We start from the raw sequence: 17,238 nt of genomic DNA on the forward strand, positions 1-17,238 counted from the left end.
TATCAGAGCAAACAGAATCCACATGGTCAGGGCCCTCTGCGATAAAGGCCCCAGATTACCCCTAACACAGGGGCTCAGCCAGGGCCGCTATTCCCCCTTACTCCCAGTTCGACTTGTTCTTGTTGACCGCCAGATACACCAGGTCATTACGGCGGACCAGCATCTCATCAATGCGCCGGCGCTTCTCTTCTGCGGTCAGTGTGCGGTCGCGCTGGATCAGCTCGATCTTGTTGCGCACCACCCGGACCTGCTGCTGAGTGCGGCTCAAGCTGCGGCGCGACTTCAAGATCCCACCCTGCTCCTCCAGCAGCTCGCGGGCCTTATCTGTGAGCCCCTCACTGCGGTACTGGTCAACGGTGCGCTTGAGCTGATTCACCTCGTTCAGCATCCGGTAGAACTCCTCCATGTGCTGGGTGGACTTTGCAGGGCCAGTGCCGCGATACACCGCTTTCACAAGCGGGATCTCGTCGGCGCGCCAGCTTGCTGACTCACCAGGGCGCGAAGCCCGGATAAGCCCGTCAGCGGCAGCCATCACATAGCTGCCCATGGTGCCGGTGTAACCGATAACCAGGTGCTCAAGCTGCTTGGGTGAGAAGCCAGTGAGCTCCCCCAGCTCGCGCATCAGCAGGCTGGTTTGCTCGTTGTAGCGTGCCTCTGCCCTGACATTCAGGTCCTGTGGGCCGTCGATGGGGCCACCCTTGAAGAAGTCATAGTTTACCGTTGTCTCCACCACCGGCTTTGCGAGCTGGGGGATCGGGTTGAGCGCGAAGGTGTCGCCTATCGCCCTGGCCACCGCCTTTCCGAACTGGGCCCCGGTGTCCTTGTCACCCAGGGCCCGGGCCATGCGCTCGGGGATGGTACCAAACAGCACGCCAATCTCGAACGGCTTGGGGATCCGCCAATGGTGATCACCAAGCCAGAAGTGCCAGTTGGCATCTTTATCCCAATCAGGCAACCCTTCATAGCGCTCATCGTCCCAGTTGTGGGCCAATAGAGCTAGGCTCGCAGCCGTGATCATGCCGGCACGCTTGGCGATCTCGCGCGGGTTGTCGCGCAGCTCACGGCTCAGCTTTCCAAGGCCCTGGATCCGGGCGTTGAAGAACGGCAGCAGTTGGGACATGAGCTGAATTGTGCGAGCCGCACCCAGCATGGAGAAATCCATCAGGTCCTTCGACTCGAACGCCGCCTGGGCGTGGCTCTTCCCGGCCTTGATGGCAGCGTCATAAACGGCTTCACGGTTTCCGTTTTCAACCGCCTCACCCACCCTGCTGTATTTCTCCCATGCGTCTGCCACCACGCCCTTAGCATGCGCCGCATTGCGGATGATGCTCTTCTCGTATCGGGCGATTTGCTCCGGGGTCATCCCCTTGCGTCGCAGCGACTTACGCACGGTATCGGCCATCGCCTCTGGGTCATTGCCATTCACGTAGCCGCCCAGGAAGGAGGCTCCACTGAACATCACGTCAATGGTGCTGCCGTCCATGCGCCAGGTTTTCCTCACCCCCTTGATGGAATCAATCATCGGCTTGAAGCCATCCTTGCTGATGGCCCAGCTGGAGAGGGAGTCGCGCAGGAAGTTGCGCAGCATGAATTCGGGGGACGCGGTGATGCCTGCCGTTAAGATGCGCTTGGCCTTGGCGGCCACATTGACCATAGCGCCGAACGGCTCGCGGTCGAAGAAAGTCATGGCGCGATAGAGGTCCGGATCCTCAACCCGGATCATGTAGTCCTCCCCCTCCAGCTTGACCATGATCCTGTCTTTGCCATTGGCAAGGGCTTGGTAATCCATCTTGTTTGGCTTCGGGATGACCTCGATGATGCCGGTATCCGCCAGGTTCCAAACCGTCTTCTGGGCCGCCATGTTCTTCATGGACGCGTCGATCAGCTTGGAGGTCGAGGTAAAGATGTTCTCTAGCAGGTCGTTGGTGTTGGCCTCCCCGCCCTTGAGCTTCTTGATCCCGGCGTTCTGGTTGGCAATCCCCTTGGGCTTGAATGGGGCCAGCACGTCGCCATCCTCAGACTCGCGGAAGAACGGGATGTACCACTCGCTTTCGAACTCGGCACGCGCCTCCGGCGTAAACAGCCCTGCTTCCTGCGCCAGATCCAGGGTGGCGGCATTGAGGCGGTTCCAGCGGGCCTTGGCCTCCATGAACTTGGCTTCATTACCCTTGCCAAGCCCTTTCAGGGCGGCGATGTCCTGCTCACTCAGCAGATTCTCGCGCCCCTGCTCCATCAGGATCTCAGCCCGATGGCCAGCCATCCATCCCAACCAGTTGTGCAGGTCCTTGCCAAGGTCGGAAAAGATGCCGAGCAAGGCATCCTTTTCGCCGGTACCCGCCTTGCGCTGGATCACCCCATCCTTCCATTCCGGCAGGCCATATAGCATGGTGGCCTGCATGGTGGATGCCGCCCCGGTGGCCATTCGCGCCGCCACATAGCCGGAGTCTGCTGCATCCGTGATGCCAGCCGCATCCTCAGCATACTTGATGGGGGCCAGGGCATCGAGCACTTCGGTGTTGGCCTTCTTGATAAACCGGTCCACCCACGACTTGACCACGCTCCGCTCAACCTTGCGCAGCTTGTCCAGGCTGGTCTTGGCTTTGTCGATAGCGTCAGGCTTGGCACCAAGGTTGAGCTTTTCCATGGCTGCATCTGCCGCGGTGTCGGTCTGGCTCATCTTGATCCCGCCCTTCTTGTCTGGCTGCTCTGCCTCCTGGCTGAACTTCTTGCCGCCATCAGGGCCACCATCATCAGGCGAACCGCGCTTCATCTTTTTGCCAAGTGCCTCGATCAGGGTGCGGGTCTCCGCCGCGGTAATGCCATCCGGCACAAAGCCAACGGCGCGCAGCGCCTTGGTAACCCACGCCACAACCTGATCCCAACCGCGGCGCCAGGCGTTTTGCTCAAGTTCGGCCAGATGGGCAACCACCTCCTCCGCCTGCACCCCGATATCCTCGTCGGCGTAATGGGTATCTACCCACTCCCACACCGCCTTCATGCTTGGGTCTTTCTTCGACTTGATAAGGCGGCTGATCAGCTTGGTGTACTCGCCATCGCCAAGCACGTTGGCCAGGCCGTAGTGAGCCAACACTTCATGGCGCAGGATCTCGCGCATCCGTTTGGCGTTGGCGATGGTGTCAGCGGCTACATGCAGGGTGCTCGTGTCATCATCGAACGCGGCGCGGCGGATTAACCCCTCTTTGGCGACCAACCCTAGCGCCCGCTCCAACTCCCCCTGCGTGGCGTGGATCTGCACATCAATACTGCCTGCACCCCGGTACTGCTTGAGCCACTCCCTGGTGACCAGCTCGGCCTCTTTGCGGGTCAGGTGCTGCGCCGGCTTGTCACCCTGCGCCATGGCCTGCTTGGAGAACAGCACTCTTTTACCGCCCTCATCACGCTCCTGAATGGTGTCAAAGAACTGGTCAAAACCAGCCCTGATGGCAGGTATCTCCCCTGCTGTTGGATATGGGTAACTGCCATCAAGGCGCATGCCAAGGGCCGCCTCTGCATCCCATGATTTCTCGCTGACTATGTTGGCCAAATAATCGTTGCTGGCGTTCTGATCTTGTAGCTTCGCAATAAGGTAAGACTCAAATGCTCTGGCGCTCAGCTCTCGATCGGTTGTCCAGTAATCCTTGCTGCGCTTGTCATCCAACTTTCTGGAGCGCTCCTTGAGAGAGGTCTGCTTAATAGCCCGGTTTACAGCGCCAAAAGCATCAATCATCTCTTTGCGTACAGTTCCGCGATGAATGTACTGGCTTCCCATGGCGGATAGCGCAACATCACGAGCCTCAGTCATCATGTCGCCAGACTGCCCTCTCATCCTGGAAAAATATCCATCAAGAGCATGCCACCACTCGTGCCCAAGCGATCCAGCACCGTTCATTTTGGTCAGGTTGATCACCACCTTTCCAGGCTCATAGTGTGCCGCTGCCGGGTTAACGCCCCCTGATCCCCTCGCGCCAAAAGCCAGCCCAAGCTCACCATTTAGCGATAGCGACTTAGGTGAAATGCCAAGCACTGCAGCCATATCCATCAGTGCGTCGTAAGCGTTGTTGAGATCTTGCTGGCGGCGTCCTTGCTCAACCCAGTTACCGAACTCGACCCCTCGAAATCCAAATGCTTTTCCAAATAGCTCAGGAGTGACGTCAGCGCCGCCACGCATATCCTCCCCGACGCGAGGCAGGTTAATATCGCGACGCTCCCGAGGGATCTCCTTGGCCTTTTCCAGTTTACTCACCAGCTCGTCATATTTATCAGCACGATACTGGCGCGCGTCGCTTACTTTCTCGAAAGGTTCTGTCAGCGCCAGGTAGTTACGGCCAACCTTTTTTCCAACAATCCAGCTTTTGCGATTGTCAGAACTGTAGATATCAAACGACACAGCCTTCGGTTTGCTTTCCTGGCTTGTCAACTGCTCATAGTGACGCTTGAACTCAGATATCACCTCAGCTTTGCTTGCTCCGGATGCAACAGTGCGCGGCCAATTGCCAAATGCACTAGATTTACTCTCCCGGCTGATGGTCCAAATACTCTTTGGCGGGTCGTATTTAATGCCGTCATAAAGGCTATAACTACCAGAGGAAAGCTCAAGATCGGCCAGGCTGCGTTGATGCCCTACTGCCTGATACAGCTCAGCCTTGTTGATAATTGCGTGAGCGTTTCGCAAGTTTGACGACCACATAACGCTGCGAGCCTTATCGACATCAATTGATCCGTCCAGCAGACCAAGTGCTATGTCACGCATATTCTTCACTGTGCCTGCCCAATTTTTAACCTTGTAGCTGTTGCGAGGCTTTGCCGGGATGGCATCACGAGCAGCCCTGGCAATGGCAACAGCCTGTCGATCAACACCTGACTCGATGAGCTTGTCGTAAGCGGGTGCCGGCCACGCCTTAGAAAGCGGAAGCTCCTTTATCTGCTCAGCTGTTTCCCCCTCAACAGTGTCGCGGTATTCAGCCCATGTATCCTTGCGAGCACCACCTATTTTTTCGCCAAAATCAGTGATCTTGCTGTTAGCGTCATTGATTGCCACCGGCTTAGTGGTGTCCCCCTCCTTCAACCAGTTTTTGAACTCCTCCATTGGCATGGCCTTGATAGCGCCAAGCCCCTTCCAGCCCTTCTCGTAGTTGGCCTGGTAGCCATCCCGTGCTGCCTGCTCATCGGCAAAGCCCATCATCACCTTGTGCTCGTCAAACTTGCCGGTTTTGGGGTCTACCTGATCCACCACATAGACCATTTCGCTATCCGGCTTGTCACCGATGAACACATCGACATGATCCCCATCCGCCCCCAGAGTGCGCTTGATATAGCCGTAGTCGTGGGCCATGGTGGATTGCCACGCCTTGCCATCCTTGTCAGTGCCGGAACGGGTAGAGCCCTTGGGGGTCTCGAGCGCAATATCCATCCCCTGCAGGGTGAGGTGCCCCTTCTTGTAGTTGCCAGCCTCCTTCTGTGCCTCGGTGGGCTCCGGCGCCACCTCGGCGCGGGCGGCCTCGATCTGCTGCACCGGCTCACTGGCGGCTGGTGCTGAGTACTCCCGCACCTTGGCCGCCGATGACTTGGCCACCACCATGCCTCCCTTGCCCGGGATCGCCTTCACACCGCTATCCTTGGCCCACTGCTTGATGAGCGGCACCTCGCCTTTCAGGGTGATGGTGCCATCCTGGTTGTCGATGGCTTCTGCCCACGGCGTCGGAGCGGCGGCAGGCTCCGGCGCTACCAGCTCAGGTTGCGCCACCTCAGAAACAGCAACCCCGGAATCAGTGGCCGGGGTCGTCAGTGTCTGGTCATCTTGCTGCTGTCCATCAGGTACAGGTGGAGCAGCAGCGTAGTCTGCCGGATTTCCGGATCCAGCTCGGTCGGCGAGTCCGGCAATGGCTGGTTCAGCGCTCGCTGCAACTGGCTCGCCTGCTCCAGGCTGATCGCCTTGTCCTTCGCTGCTGACTGCAAGTACCTGGGGAGCCTGCTCATTGGAAACCTCTGCTTGTGGTTGGGTGGCGTCTGCGATCTTGGCGATACCGAAACCGCCACCATCGAGGGGAACTGGGGTTTCATCCTGACGACTGGCCAGCGCCGCCTCTTTCTCGCTGGAGAAAGGCAGGCCGCGGCGGGTCAGGCGCAGGCTATCGTATTGGGTGGGAGTTGCGGCAGGCTGTTCCTGTTCAATTTGAGCTGCAGCTGGTGCTGGTAGCTCAGTGCCTACCTCGCTTGCCACGCCATCAATGGTGGCGCCTGGCAGCAAGCCGCCACGCGGCGCAAGCAGCGAGCCATCATCCATCAGTTCACCGCTGACACTCAGGTCTTCAATCGCTGGCGCGCCGCCAGCAGGTTGAGGCGCGCGTTCAGCAAGTCCGGTATCAGGCCCAGCAGGATTGATTGCAGCGTCGGTGCCGGGATCCATCAATTCGCCTTCAAGTGGCACGATGGGACGCCCCTTGAAATCATGGCTTCCGCGCACAAACCCTTGACGTTCATAGGCTGGCACGTCACGGATAGGGTCGAACTTGCCAGAACCAAGAGGGTTGTTGGCACCAGCAAACATGTTGTCAATTTCGCTGCTGATACTGGCCCCGCGCTCAGCCTGGCGCTGATCCAGCCCATGGATCATGTCATCCATCTGACTGTCGCCAGTCACCACCCGTCGCTCTACGCGCACCACCGGTGCACTACGTTCCTGCACCTCAGGCCCACGCACACCGCCAACAACGCCGCCAAATGCACCGCCCAAGGTGCCCTCGTTCAGCGCAGAGGAGAGTACGCCAGCCATCGGATCCCGGGTTTCATCCGCCCACTCCGCCACCGCCTGGTTAACGGCGCGCTGGGTTTCCGCCCCCTGCCATGCTTCGGTGCCGCCTTCACCGACAAAGCCACGGACAGCCGAACCCGTTCTGGTCTTGCCTACTTTGCTCAGTAAACCACCCACGCCACCACCTGCCCCCGTCAGCGCACCAGACAGGAAGTCTGCAGACATGGCCCGCGGATCTGACCAGGCATCGGTTGCCGCCTGCTCGGCGATACCATCGATAGCCGCCCGACGAATATCACCAACACTGGCCCCCTGCATCTCGCCATCTGCCAGATCCCAATACGCCTGCTGATAGATGGGGTTGGCGTTGAGGTCATCATTGCCCAGGCCATTGAGGAAGTTGCGCGCCTCCTGCTCTGCCTGCTGAGCCCGCATGCCGGATGCCATGGCGCCAGCATGGGCGCCATAGCCAATAGAGGTCAGGCGGCCGATCGCCTTATCCAGCACCGCACGCTTGGCCGCCTCACTGGGGGCCGCCAGGTAGGCAGCCCGCACCGAATCAAGGGCGCCGGCGTTGATTGCGTCCTTCACCGTGGCCTTGGCCACCATTTCACGCGCCCTCCCCTCCACCAGGTCTTTGGCCAGCAGCTTGCCAGCTCCACGCAGCGCCGGCTTGGCCAACACCCCAGCACCCTTGGTGCCACCAACCAGCCCGGTGAACTGACCCATCACTGTGGCAAAGTTACCGACCCACGCTCGAGGATCTGACCAGGCATCGCCAGCTTCAATCTCGCCTGTTTCGGCATTCTCCTGAAAGAACTGTTTGCCCATGGCCTCACGCATGGGGGTGGAAACCTCGTCAAGCTGGCCATCAGCCCAGGCGCTGACGCCACGCCCGGCATCCTTGATGCCCTGCGAGTCGGTCAACTGGCCAACCGTCTCCAGATCGCCACCCAGCGTCTGGCCAAGGCCGCGCTGGAACATATCGACGGTATCGCCAAAGATGCCCTGCTCGCTGGAGTCGGCAGGCGCTTGTTGTTGGGTTGAATACCGCGTCCTGGCAGCCGCAATAAAGTCGTCCCGGGTTGGCTTGGCCATGTGTTAATTCTCCGAAGGCAATAAAAAAGCCGGCCCCTGTTAAGGGTCCGGCCATGATGGGGAAATTTTGTGCTACTGCAGCGCAAATGGCAAGAAAAGCCGACGTGACATCGCTCACTGACGCTCAACCTAAAACTGTGCAATATTTGACTTTTTGCAAATAGAAAAAGGAGGGTCTTGATGCGCTATAAAACCAGTGCTATTGCGGTGTTACTGTTTTTGTCAGGGTCAGCATCCGCTGAATGTATAGGTTCTGGCAACCTGAAAACGTGCTATGACAGCAGCGGCAACTCATACACCGTGCAGAAATTTGGCGATTCGACTTATGTGAGTGGGTATAACTCAAAGACTGGTTCTAGTTGGAATCAGGATAGCCAAAAAATAGGCAATAGCACCTTCACTAATGGAAAAGCCGCGAATGGTCAGTCGTGGAATAGTACGGCAACAAAGATTGGTGACTCCACCATAATATATGGCAAAGACAGTGGTGGGAAAAAATTCTCTGCTGTATGTGGGAAGTATGGGTGCTACTAAAAATCTCACTCCATGAGAAATGTAATCAATCCAAATAACATGGCCCGCCACTTGGCGGGCCTTTGTCACTGATACATCTTCTGATATGCGCTTGCCGCCATGGCATCAGGGTTCTTGTTCGCGGTGAGCGCTTCACGGCCAGACTGGATCAGCGCCTTCTCAATCGAGCGATCTCCCTGCAGGCGCGGGATAATACCCTGTGGCTTGGGTGGTTGAGTGGGTGTTGGCTGAGAGGGTTCCTGTGGCGGTGGATCCTGCGACTTCTGTGGAGCAAGAGAAAGCCAGTAATTAGCATATCCTCCACCACCAAATTCATTCAGCAACTGCTGGGCGCCTGGGTCTGATGCAAGCGTATAGCCCAGAGCGTCAATTTCACCCAGGGCGACGGCGCGCTGCTCTTCGCCTATCTTGTCATTCTCCATCAGCTCGGCCTTGCGCTTGGTCAGTTGATCCATGGTGCCCATGATATTCTTGGCATGCATCTCCCTGGCGCGAACGCTGGCATTGGCTGCTGCCGCCTGGGTTTCCAGGGCCAGGCGCTTTTCAAACATGGCCCAGTCGTGATCCCGGTTCTTCTGATTTTCGCCGGCCATCGCCTTGAAGCGGGTATCGTTCTCGGCGCGGCTGGCGTCGATCTGCTTCTGTGCCAGCTTGTCGCGGGCATCCAGTTCAACCTGCATATCGTCGCGGCGTTGCGCAGCTTCGCGCTGGCGCTGCTGTTCTGCAAACCCGGTACGGGCATTATCGACGGTGCCGGCCCCAACCCCCTTGGCCAATGCAGCGAGCAGGCTCATGCTGCACCCCCTTGCTGCTCTGCTTCATCCATCTTCTGCACGATGGCCTGCAGAATCTGTCCGGCCTCAGCCAAGATCTGGTCATCGATCACGTCGTTCTCGGCATCCATCTCCTTGAGCTTCTGCATGGCGCGAAACAGGGCGTCGATCTTGCTGTCAGGGTCATTAATCTTGCCGGATGCCAGCATCTCGCGGCAGCCAGCGTAGACGGCCTTGACGATCTGCTGCGCCGGCACACTGCGCCCCGCCTCCTTGGCTTGCTTGAGAATGGTGAAGATGCCACCGGCTACCGCGTCGGCCACCCCCTGGATCTTATCATCCCCGGCGCCAAGCCGGCCTGCTACGGCTTCTCCACCATCGCCCAGCAGTGCAGCCTCCAGCATCTGCATCATGCTGCTGTGCATGCCATCTCCCCCACCCTGGCTGGCTTGCTGTGGCGGTTGCTGCGGTGCCGCTCCGCCATCGGGAGAGCCACCCTGTTGCATGCTCTGAATCAGGCCCATCAGTACCCCCTTCTTCCTGCTGTCACGTTAAAGCGACTCGGATCGTAGTAGTTGCTATCGAAGGCCAGAGTGCCTTCACTTTGGTTGGCTCCTGTCAGGCTTTGGCGCGGCGGAGCTGCATAGCCCTTATCGCTCATTGACAGTGAACCGCCGCCAATATCTCTGCCAAGCGCCTTGTTAATCTCAGCTATGGCGGACGAGTTCGGCGCTTTCAGGCCATTACTGATGGCATTGAAAAGAAAGCCAGAGCCTGGCAATGCCGCAGATGCCACGTTTGCCGCTACGCTCACTGCCGCATCTGGCGTACCGCCCTGGCCGAACGTATCATTGACCGACCCCAGCACCCCTTTCATTTCGCCAGTGCCAATTCGCTTTCCAAGCTGGGAGTGGTAATCATCACCATCAAGCATGCTGGCTAAGCCGTTCCCGATATAAGAGCCTGGGCTGCCAAGCACGGTTCCGCCCACTACCGTTGCAGCTGAATGCCTGTTTGCTGCGTCAGCAACACTGGTCAGCTGAGCTCTTTCCTTATCAGTCGCAATGCCCTTGTTTGCCCTGCTTACCAAGTTCGCGATCACACCATGATCCCTGGCTATAGCTGCACCGGCTGAATACGCGGCCCTCTGATCAGCCTCGCTCATGCCAGGATCGGATCCTTTTTGGCTGGCACTGCCAGCCAGTGACTGGCGCTGCGAGTTGAGTGAGTCACCATACCCGGCACGCGCATAGCTGGGCGCTGCGCCGTAGCTGCTCAGGGCCTGGTTAACAGATGACACCCTGCCGGCTACCCCTTTCTTGGTGCCAGACTCACTTTCGCTTGCCGATGTGCCACTGGCCAAACCGGTATTGCCAGCCAGGCTGCCGCCAGACTTGACCGAGCCGCCGCTCGACTGGCTCGCTGAGTTGGATTTTTTGCCGCCAGTATCGCTGCTTGCCTTGCTTTGACCGGGTGACGATTTACCACCACCAGATTGGGATGCTCCCTTCCCTGATGAGCTGCTGTTGCTACTGTTCTTGGATGCAGAGCTGCCGCGATTGCCGGCTCCGGAACCCTGGTTGCGGCTGCCTTCTCCGCTACCGCCCTTCTGGTTGCTGGATGAGCCCTGGCTTGTGCCGGTCCCGTTGCGATCGAGCGCCATCAGTTACCCCCTAACGCGGTCTGGTTCTTCTTGATGTTGGCCAGCACCCCATTGGTCAATGTGCCGCCCTGGGTCATGCTGTCACCAGCCAGCCCGGGCGTAACCTGGTACTCAATGGGGGTGACGACCGGTGCACCGTAAACGGTATCCTGCCGGTTCCACTCCTCGTCGCGCAGCTTGCGCTGCTCCTTGATCGCGTCACGGTTCTCCATGTAGGAACCGCCAGCCACCAGTGCAGAGCCGAGCAGGGTGGCTGCCCCAGGGTTGTTCTGCATCCAGGTGCCGGCACTGGAGATCCCGCCCAGTACCGAGCTGACTGCGCTGTCAGCAAAATCCAGTGCGCTGGATACCATTCCACCAAAATCAAACATGCGATACCCCTTATCCGATATTTACGCCTGGTAGGCTGATGGTTGGGAAACTGGACCAGTCAGGACGAATGGTGCTGATATTTGAATAGAGCTTCTGGTACATGTTCAGGGTTGAGTTGAGCTCGGTTTTCATGCTGTTGATCAGGTTGGTCTTGTCTGCTGCTGTCATAGCCTTGTCAGACATCAGTGCCGCATATCGCTCGTTGTAACTGTCGATCGCTGCTTGCACCGAGCTCATATACATGCCGTGAGTGTTGGCAACCACCTGCTGAGACAGTTTGTCCTTGTCGTTCTGCGCCTGCTTGTCGATAACCCCCAGGTCATGCGACTGAGCGGCATTCTGTTGGGCAATAGGAAGTGCCGCATCAACCATGGCTCGTTGAGACGCCTCTGTGCCGATGGACGAGTTACCAAGACCACGCTGCGTGGCCGCCGCCTGACCGTTGGACTTGGCAACCCGCATTAGCAGGCTGTTGGAGTTCAGGGTTGAGTTGAGTTGGTCGTTGACGTTGGTGGCATCAAATTTAGGCGCCACCTGTTGCTGTTCTGGCTGTGCGCCAGGGCGGGATGACTGGCCAATACCCATCCCTGACAAGTCGGTTGTTGCCATAATGCGATCCTGTTCTGCGATATGAATCAGTTATACTGGCCATGGGAATTGGCGCTGAATTTCTTCGAAGCGGGCGATTCCTCGCTGGCGAACCACCTCATGGTCGCTTTCCCCCATCACCTGCATGCGAATTGCCTCGTTAAAATGGCGGTCTGACCCGGTTATTGGGTCTGCATAGGCCGCCAGGCGAAGTTGTTCAATCTCGCCTCTGCTCACTACCCTAATAACCCACTCGCCATTTTCTTTGGCAACGTAGTCACCATCTGGCCGCTTGCTTTGCATCTGTACCCAGCCATCCGGGCATTTACCGCCAAATTGTTGGGAGCTATCACCAGGTTTTGCGTAAATCATGGTTACTCCTTAATAATCAATGCGACTAATGAATACACGGCAAGGGGCCGAAGTAATAAGACCTGAAAAACCAGTGTGACCCGTGCCAGTTTGACTGCCTAACGCAATCAAACCGGTGACGCCTGTCTGGATGATTATCCCCTCACCTTGTTTAAATGTGGCTTTAACGCCATACCCAGCATTGGTATCAGCTAGCGCGAAGCTCGCGTCACACCAATTCCCGTTAATTTTAATTTCAGCCCAGCAAATAACGGGCACGCTATTGCCGAATGGATTTGGTATTACATAACGCGAGTTATTGACAATGGCAGCTGGAATTGCAGGGCTTACTGTTTCATTCGGCGCGCCAGTGCCTGCCGCGCTAACAAGGCAAGTATGTCTTACGGTATCTGGTGATAGCACACCCCAAGATAACCAAGAGTTATTGGCAATATTCTGACAAGTTCTCTTTGCTAGTAGACCGGAGTCGTTATTGTCTGGGTAATAAATTTGAAGGCATACACCGTTGAAACTGTAAACGTGCAATACACCGAAATTATATACTGGCGGTTTGTTGACTCCGCTTGCTCCTACTACATCGTAAATACCATCCTTGGTAATAGTATTCCAATCTTCATTTGTTATTTGTTTGCGATATATCGGCAGGTTGAGCTTTTCAAGGGTGTCGAGATTTACAGCATCACCAGGTTCAACTGGAGTGCCAACCTTGGTCGGCCCTTCAAATCCACCACCATCACGATGCGGCGCCGGCAACTTTGAAAATCCGCGACCAATGGCATCAAACTCCTGTTCAATGGCCAGACCGTCAGCAAGCTCGCCAGGATTCATCTCGGAAAGGCGTTCGTAGTAATTGTTAGGCACGTGAAAGCCTCCGCTGGATAAAGTTAATTGTCATCCCGGTGAGATTGAAGTTAGGTTCTGTAGCTGAGCGCCCAGACATGGCGACTGACAGGGCAACGCCATTACCCTGCAGCTGGATTGAGTTGCTCTCGTCTTGCGACTCGGTGGCCCAGTAAAACTGGTTCCAGTCCGAGTAGTTCCAAATCCCGTCCTGACCACCATCCTGCTGCAGTTGCATACTGTCAGACTGGTACTGCCGGCCATGGCGATAATCCAGTGAGTAGGCCATCTTGGCTCGCAATCTGCCACGCCTTGTCTGCTCCAGCGTCATACTGCGAAAGCTCTTGACCACCATTGGTGAACCAAAGTGGCTGTAGGCCAACCTGATCAGCCAGACAATATTGACGCCATCGAAGCTGGTAGCCTCTTCATCCAGCTCGAACACCCAGCCATCCTTGCCGGTGATGGTGAAGAAATTACGTTCAGCCAGCTCGTCGTAACGCCAAGCTTGATCTACAGGTGCGCCATAGGAGAACTCAGTTGCCTCGATGCTTCCGTCAGCATTGAGCTTGATGGCCAAATTTCTTCCTGATGGAGAGAACAGGCGATACTGGTTAGCCGCAGCCACCTGGGTGGATGAGTGCCAGCGGAAGCGCTCAATGATTGGCTGGATCTTCTCTGCTGGATCAAGCAGGTTCAGGGCGAAATCGCCAAATTCCTGCACCCGATCAAGTCGCACCAGGCCGCGATCTGACAGACCTACCGGAACAAAGGTTGGCTGCAACGTACCATCCTGTACCCCTACCGACTCGCTGATCACCTTCTGCTGCCAGTCTTTTGAGCCGGAACCATAGAGCGCCAACGTGCGATTCTTGGCGGTCACCATCAGCACGCCGCCTGCGCTGGTGCGCAGCCCGGTGATCTCATCACCCACCGCAAAGACGTTCGCCCCGAGCAGCCCAGACCAAGTAAGAGGGTTGCCTGGCCCTGAGTGGGCGTACTGTCCACCGCGGTAAGCAACAAACAGGTGACTGGCATGTGCCTCAATCTTGATGGGGGCATCAGCAGCCTCGTCGGCTTGGTTGGTGATGAGTGGGACAATTCGACCGTTCTCACGCAACTCAATTGCTCGCTGCACGCCGCTGGCAAGATAGGCGCGGCGCATGGCAGGATCGCCGAAGAAGTTGTGAACCAGTGTTTCGTAGCGGCCGCCAGCCTTGAGCACGATCGCCTTACTGGCCACTACCTCGCAGAACGCCGCGAAGCGGTACAGGGTGATTGCCGTATTGGTCGGCACAGCCCTGCCGTGGACGTTCCACACCGTCAGCACATGCACCGTGCTGGTAGAGGTATCCTTCTTCTTGTACGACACCACTGGGAAGAACTGACCGCCAACCAGCGCGTACCAGCCGGCGTTGTCCTTCTCGTCGATGGTGCCGCCGCCAAGCATGTTGGTGGCGGTCTCAGCTGTTGGCGTTGTCGTACCGGCCAGCGCAGCGTTGAGCGTCACCGCATAGTTGTTAACCGGAGCAGAGCGCAATACCTGCCCGGCAGACAGAGACTGGCCGCTTGGCAGAGCCAGCGTGCCGCTGTAGCCATCCCCTGCCATCTGCGCTGCACAGTTGAAGGTCGCCCCGTCACTGTGGCGGATAAGGTTGAGATCGCCGTCATCAATCCCAAAGCCATCCTGCACAGTGACTTGAGATCCAAAGCTGGTGATCTCCTGCCACCCTGAGCTGGTTGCCCGGAACAGACCGCCGACCTCAAGACTCTTGTCCCTGATGGCGAACACTTCGTCACGGATTGCAACAACGCAACGAACCGGTCCAATACCAGGAACCTGGCCGATCGCGGTACGCCGCCAGTCTGCCGCCTTGGCTGATGCCGTCAGCATGTCGTCGATGGTGCGGGCTGAACGGGACGGCACGTTGGCCAGCGTGTAGATGGCAGCCCCAATGCTGAATGTGGCACCTACAGCCAAAGATGGGCTGGCGTCGGTACCGATAAAGGCATCGTTACCAGACACATACAGCAATACCCCGGCGCCACCGCTCCATGTCACCGCCTGAAAAGTGGCTTGCGGAAGCTGAGTGGCGCCATTGGTGCGAAAAACGAAGTACCCCTTGGTCTTTGATGGCCGCGGCCGACCATCGAAACGGTCAAACCCCAGCGTGCGCCGGTAACCACCAGTAATCCCCGGCTCCACGTTGATAGCCGTGATAGCAAACCCGGGCGCCTTGGCCAGCGGCGTAGTGGCGAGATCCAGACCGCCACCAAGCAGGATGACCTTGCTCTCGATGGATGGCAGTCTCAAAACTCACACCCTCCGCCAGCAAAGGTAAGTGGCGGCACATACCGTCGCACCAGAATGGTGTGGTAGGTACCCCACTCCTCCTCGGCCCGAATGCGCAGCTCGGTCGTCACCTGGCTGATGGACATGCCGCGCAGAGCATGCCACACGATGGCCATGTGGTACGCCTCATCAATGAACGGGGTATCGGTGTCTGCGGCCAGAGTCTGCAATGGCGTTGCCGGCGTAGCTTTCAGCCACTCCCAATCATTGCGGCACATCTGGATTTTCTGCCATGACTCACGCACTGCGTTGACATAGCTCAGCATCCGGCCGCTTTGGCCTACCACGGTATCAGGGCCGCTTCCGAGATCCTGGCACTCGGCCCGCAGCCGCTGGCACAGCTCGAGAAAGGTCATGGTTAGCCGACCAGGCTGACCGGGTAGGACTGCACGGTGCGCGGCACGAGAGAGCCATCCTCGGTCTGCACGTAGCGTGTTTCTGTGGCCTGCAGTAACACCTGATAAACCGGCTCAGGTACGTATACATCCTTCTCACGCTGGACGATGTAGGCAACACCGTTTACTCCGGCATAGACATCATCGTTACCGCGGCTGCTGGGGTCGCGCGAGATCCTGATCTTGACCTTTTTGGCCTTGTTCAGCTCACGCTGCTCAGCGGTAGGGGTGCCGGTAATGGCTTCAGCGCTCGGAGCAGTGTTGGCGTCACGGGTGATACCGTTCGCCTGCTCCTGCTCGATGATCTCGGCGACCAGTTTGTCGCGACTGGTATTGGCCGCCTTGTCGATACCGAAGTTATCGGACAGGTATTTGCGCAAGTCAGCTGGCGCGGCGTTATTGAGGTCAATCAGTTCCATGGCTCTATGCTCCTGAAAAAAGTAAAAGGCCCGCACTTGGCGGGCCAGTTATTGATTGCGTATTAGAGGGCGGTGACCGCAACCTCGATACGGGTCAACCACAGCTCATTGAGGCGAACTGCAGTAAACCAGCTCTTCCAGGAGGCAGAGCCACGCTGACCGAGCGGATCACCACCGCGAGGGGTGTTGGGGTTCAGGATCATCGGAACGATGGACCCCGGACCGCCGTTACCCTTGAGAGGTACGATACCGAAAGCGTTCTGCGCCAGTACCACCATCGGGTACACATCGGCACTGGTGCCGCCAGTGGACACCATGGTGCCCTTGGCGCCACCTGCATCCGGCAGGGATGCCAGAACTGGGGAGAGCACGAAGCGGAACTCCTCCACGCTGCCGATCTCTTCCGGGCACAGCGGCTGGCGGGTGCCGTACTCGGCAACTGACTTAAAGCCAGCCAGGCCGCGGATATCGGAGTCGCAGTCGGTGTGAGCAACCACCACAAACGCCGCTTCGACCGGCTTGGTATCCACGTTGACAGACGGAGCCAAGATCTTGGTGATCTTCTTGGCGCGCTGCTTCTTGAGAGAACGAGCAGCCAGACGCAGCTTGTTGAGGCTGATCGGGGTGTTCACGCCATTACGAGCAGAGCCATTCGCATAAATTACGTTGGTTCCGCCAGAGAGAACACCCCAAGTCAGCAACTCAAAGGTTTCGCCAGCTTGCTCACCCAGCAGCATCTGCACATCCTGCAGCACCGGGTCTTCGTGGGTATCTGCGATCACATCGGTGATTTCGCACCAGTCGCCATACTGAGACATGCTGACGGTCACATCCTGATAGGCCATCTTTTTGCTTGCTGGAGTGACCCCCTCGGTAAGCGGGGTAGTTGCCGGAGCAAACGGCACCGGGCGGCGGAACTTGACGGTCTGGCCCTTGTTCTTGGGCTGCGGCTTGGGGTCACCAAACTTCTGCAGCACCAGGATCGGCTCGGCGTGCTCCAGCATTTTCACTTCGGCAATGATGCCGACACGCGGGGAGATATCCCCGTAGGTAGTGGTTGGCATAGCTTATTTCTCCTGA

General features: G+C 57.7%; 13 protein-coding genes. 1 reads left to right on the plus strand and 12 read right to left on the minus strand.

Features of this window, described 5'->3' with window-relative positions; translation table 11 throughout:
- Positions 1 to 97 precede the first annotated feature (97 nt).
- Positions 98 to 7,849, minus strand: coding sequence for an LPD38 domain-containing protein (locus BN1123_RS13195; protein ID WP_082037539.1), 7,752 nt, complete (start codon positions 7,847 to 7,849; stop codon positions 98 to 100).
- Positions 7,850 to 8,029: 180 nt separating this feature from the next.
- Here BN1123_RS13195 and BN1123_RS20975 point away from each other — a divergent pair, with 180 nt between their 5' ends.
- Positions 8,030 to 8,383 (plus strand): hypothetical protein, encoded by a 354-nt coding sequence (locus BN1123_RS20975; RefSeq protein ID WP_082037540.1) that lies wholly within the window; start codon positions 8,030 to 8,032, stop codon positions 8,381 to 8,383.
- A 65-nt stretch (positions 8,384 to 8,448) separates the two neighbouring features.
- On the opposite strand, the gene BN1123_RS13200 is transcribed toward BN1123_RS20975, so the two are convergent.
- The 11 genes from BN1123_RS13200 to BN1123_RS13245 all read right to left on the minus strand — a co-directional run bounded on the left by BN1123_RS13200 (position 8,449) and on the right by BN1123_RS13245 (position 17,222).
- A complete protein-coding gene (locus BN1123_RS13200) occupies positions 8,449 to 9,177 on the minus strand; it encodes a hypothetical protein (protein WP_042027490.1) in 729 nt (242 codons plus the stop codon).
- Entirely contained in the window at positions 9,174 to 9,680 is a 507-nt protein-coding gene (locus BN1123_RS13205) for a hypothetical protein (RefSeq protein WP_042027491.1), read from the minus strand. Before BN1123_RS13205 ends, BN1123_RS13200 begins: the two co-directional genes overlap by 4 nt.
- Positions 9,680 to 10,819, minus strand: coding sequence for a hypothetical protein (locus BN1123_RS21435; RefSeq protein ID WP_156130588.1), 1,140 nt, complete (start codon positions 10,817 to 10,819; stop codon positions 9,680 to 9,682). The genes BN1123_RS13205 and BN1123_RS21435 overlap by 1 nt, the downstream gene beginning before the upstream one ends.
- Positions 10,819 to 11,190 carry a hypothetical protein gene (locus BN1123_RS13215; protein WP_042027494.1) on the minus strand — a complete coding sequence of 124 codons (372 nt, stop codon included), beginning with the start codon at positions 11,188 to 11,190 and terminating at the stop codon, positions 10,819 to 10,821. The genes BN1123_RS21435 and BN1123_RS13215 overlap by 1 nt, the downstream gene beginning before the upstream one ends.
- A gap of 10 nt (positions 11,191 to 11,200) precedes the next feature.
- Positions 11,201 to 11,800, minus strand: a complete 600-nt coding sequence (locus BN1123_RS13220) for a hypothetical protein (RefSeq protein ID WP_042027496.1) — start codon at positions 11,798 to 11,800, stop codon at positions 11,201 to 11,203.
- Between the two features lie 30 nt (positions 11,801 to 11,830).
- Positions 11,831 to 12,151, minus strand: a complete 321-nt coding sequence (locus tag BN1123_RS13225; RefSeq protein ID WP_042027497.1) for an SMC-Scp complex subunit ScpB — start codon at positions 12,149 to 12,151, stop codon at positions 11,831 to 11,833.
- A 9-nt stretch (positions 12,152 to 12,160) separates the two neighbouring features.
- On the minus strand, positions 12,161 to 13,012 hold the full coding sequence (locus tag BN1123_RS21440; RefSeq protein ID WP_156130590.1) for a pyocin knob domain-containing protein: 852 nt from the start codon (positions 13,010 to 13,012) through the stop codon (positions 12,161 to 12,163).
- On the minus strand, positions 13,005 to 15,305 hold the full coding sequence (locus tag BN1123_RS13230; RefSeq protein ID WP_042027498.1) for a hypothetical protein: 2,301 nt from the start codon (positions 15,303 to 15,305) through the stop codon (positions 13,005 to 13,007). Before BN1123_RS13230 ends, BN1123_RS21440 begins: the two co-directional genes overlap by 8 nt.
- Positions 15,302 to 15,700, minus strand: a complete 399-nt coding sequence (locus BN1123_RS13235) for a hypothetical protein (RefSeq protein WP_042027501.1) — start codon at positions 15,698 to 15,700, stop codon at positions 15,302 to 15,304. The genes BN1123_RS13230 and BN1123_RS13235 overlap by 4 nt, the downstream gene beginning before the upstream one ends.
- Before the next feature lie 2 nt (positions 15,701 to 15,702).
- Positions 15,703 to 16,158, minus strand: a complete 456-nt coding sequence (locus tag BN1123_RS13240; RefSeq protein WP_042027502.1) for a hypothetical protein — start codon at positions 16,156 to 16,158, stop codon at positions 15,703 to 15,705.
- A 62-nt stretch (positions 16,159 to 16,220) separates the two neighbouring features.
- Positions 16,221 to 17,222, minus strand: a complete 1,002-nt coding sequence (locus BN1123_RS13245; protein WP_042027504.1) for a N4-gp56 family major capsid protein — start codon at positions 17,220 to 17,222, stop codon at positions 16,221 to 16,223.
- Positions 17,223 to 17,238: the final 16 nt, after the last annotated feature.

It is taken from the genome of Aeromonas enteropelogenes, from assembly GCF_000819845.1.
GTDB classification, from domain to species: Bacteria; Pseudomonadota; Gammaproteobacteria; order Enterobacterales; family Aeromonadaceae; genus Aeromonas; species Aeromonas enteropelogenes.

What these genes read in the sequence shown, in the direction of transcription:
- BN1123_RS13195 (WP_082037539.1), bottom strand. Translation starts at nt 7,849, where the DNA reads ATGGCCAAGCCAACCCGGGACGACTTTATTGCGGCTGCCAGGACGCGG.
- BN1123_RS20975 (WP_082037540.1), top strand. Translation starts at nt 8,030, where the DNA reads ATGCGCTATAAAACCAGTGCTATTGCGGTGTTACTGTTTTTGTCAGGG.
- BN1123_RS13200 (WP_042027490.1), bottom strand. Translation starts at nt 9,177, where the DNA reads ATGAGCCTGCTCGCTGCATTGGCCAAGGGGGTTGGGGCCGGCACCGTC.
- BN1123_RS13205 (WP_042027491.1), bottom strand. Translation starts at nt 9,680, where the DNA reads ATGGGCCTGATTCAGAGCATGCAACAGGGTGGCTCTCCCGATGGCGGA.
- BN1123_RS21435 (WP_156130588.1), bottom strand. Translation starts at nt 10,819, where the DNA reads ATGGCGCTCGATCGCAACGGGACCGGCACAAGCCAGGGCTCATCCAGC.
- BN1123_RS13215 (WP_042027494.1), bottom strand. Translation starts at nt 11,190, where the DNA reads ATGTTTGATTTTGGTGGAATGGTATCCAGCGCACTGGATTTTGCTGAC.
- BN1123_RS13220 (WP_042027496.1), bottom strand. Translation starts at nt 11,800, where the DNA reads ATGGCAACAACCGACTTGTCAGGGATGGGTATTGGCCAGTCATCCCGC.
- BN1123_RS13225 (WP_042027497.1), bottom strand. Translation starts at nt 12,151, where the DNA reads ATGATTTACGCAAAACCTGGTGATAGCTCCCAACAATTTGGCGGTAAA.
- BN1123_RS13235 (WP_042027501.1), bottom strand. Translation starts at nt 15,700, where the DNA reads ATGACCTTTCTCGAGCTGTGCCAGCGGCTGCGGGCCGAGTGCCAGGAT.
- BN1123_RS13240 (WP_042027502.1), bottom strand. Translation starts at nt 16,158, where the DNA reads ATGGAACTGATTGACCTCAATAACGCCGCGCCAGCTGACTTGCGCAAA.
- BN1123_RS13245 (WP_042027504.1), bottom strand. Translation starts at nt 17,222, where the DNA reads ATGCCAACCACTACCTACGGGGATATCTCCCCGCGTGTCGGCATCATT.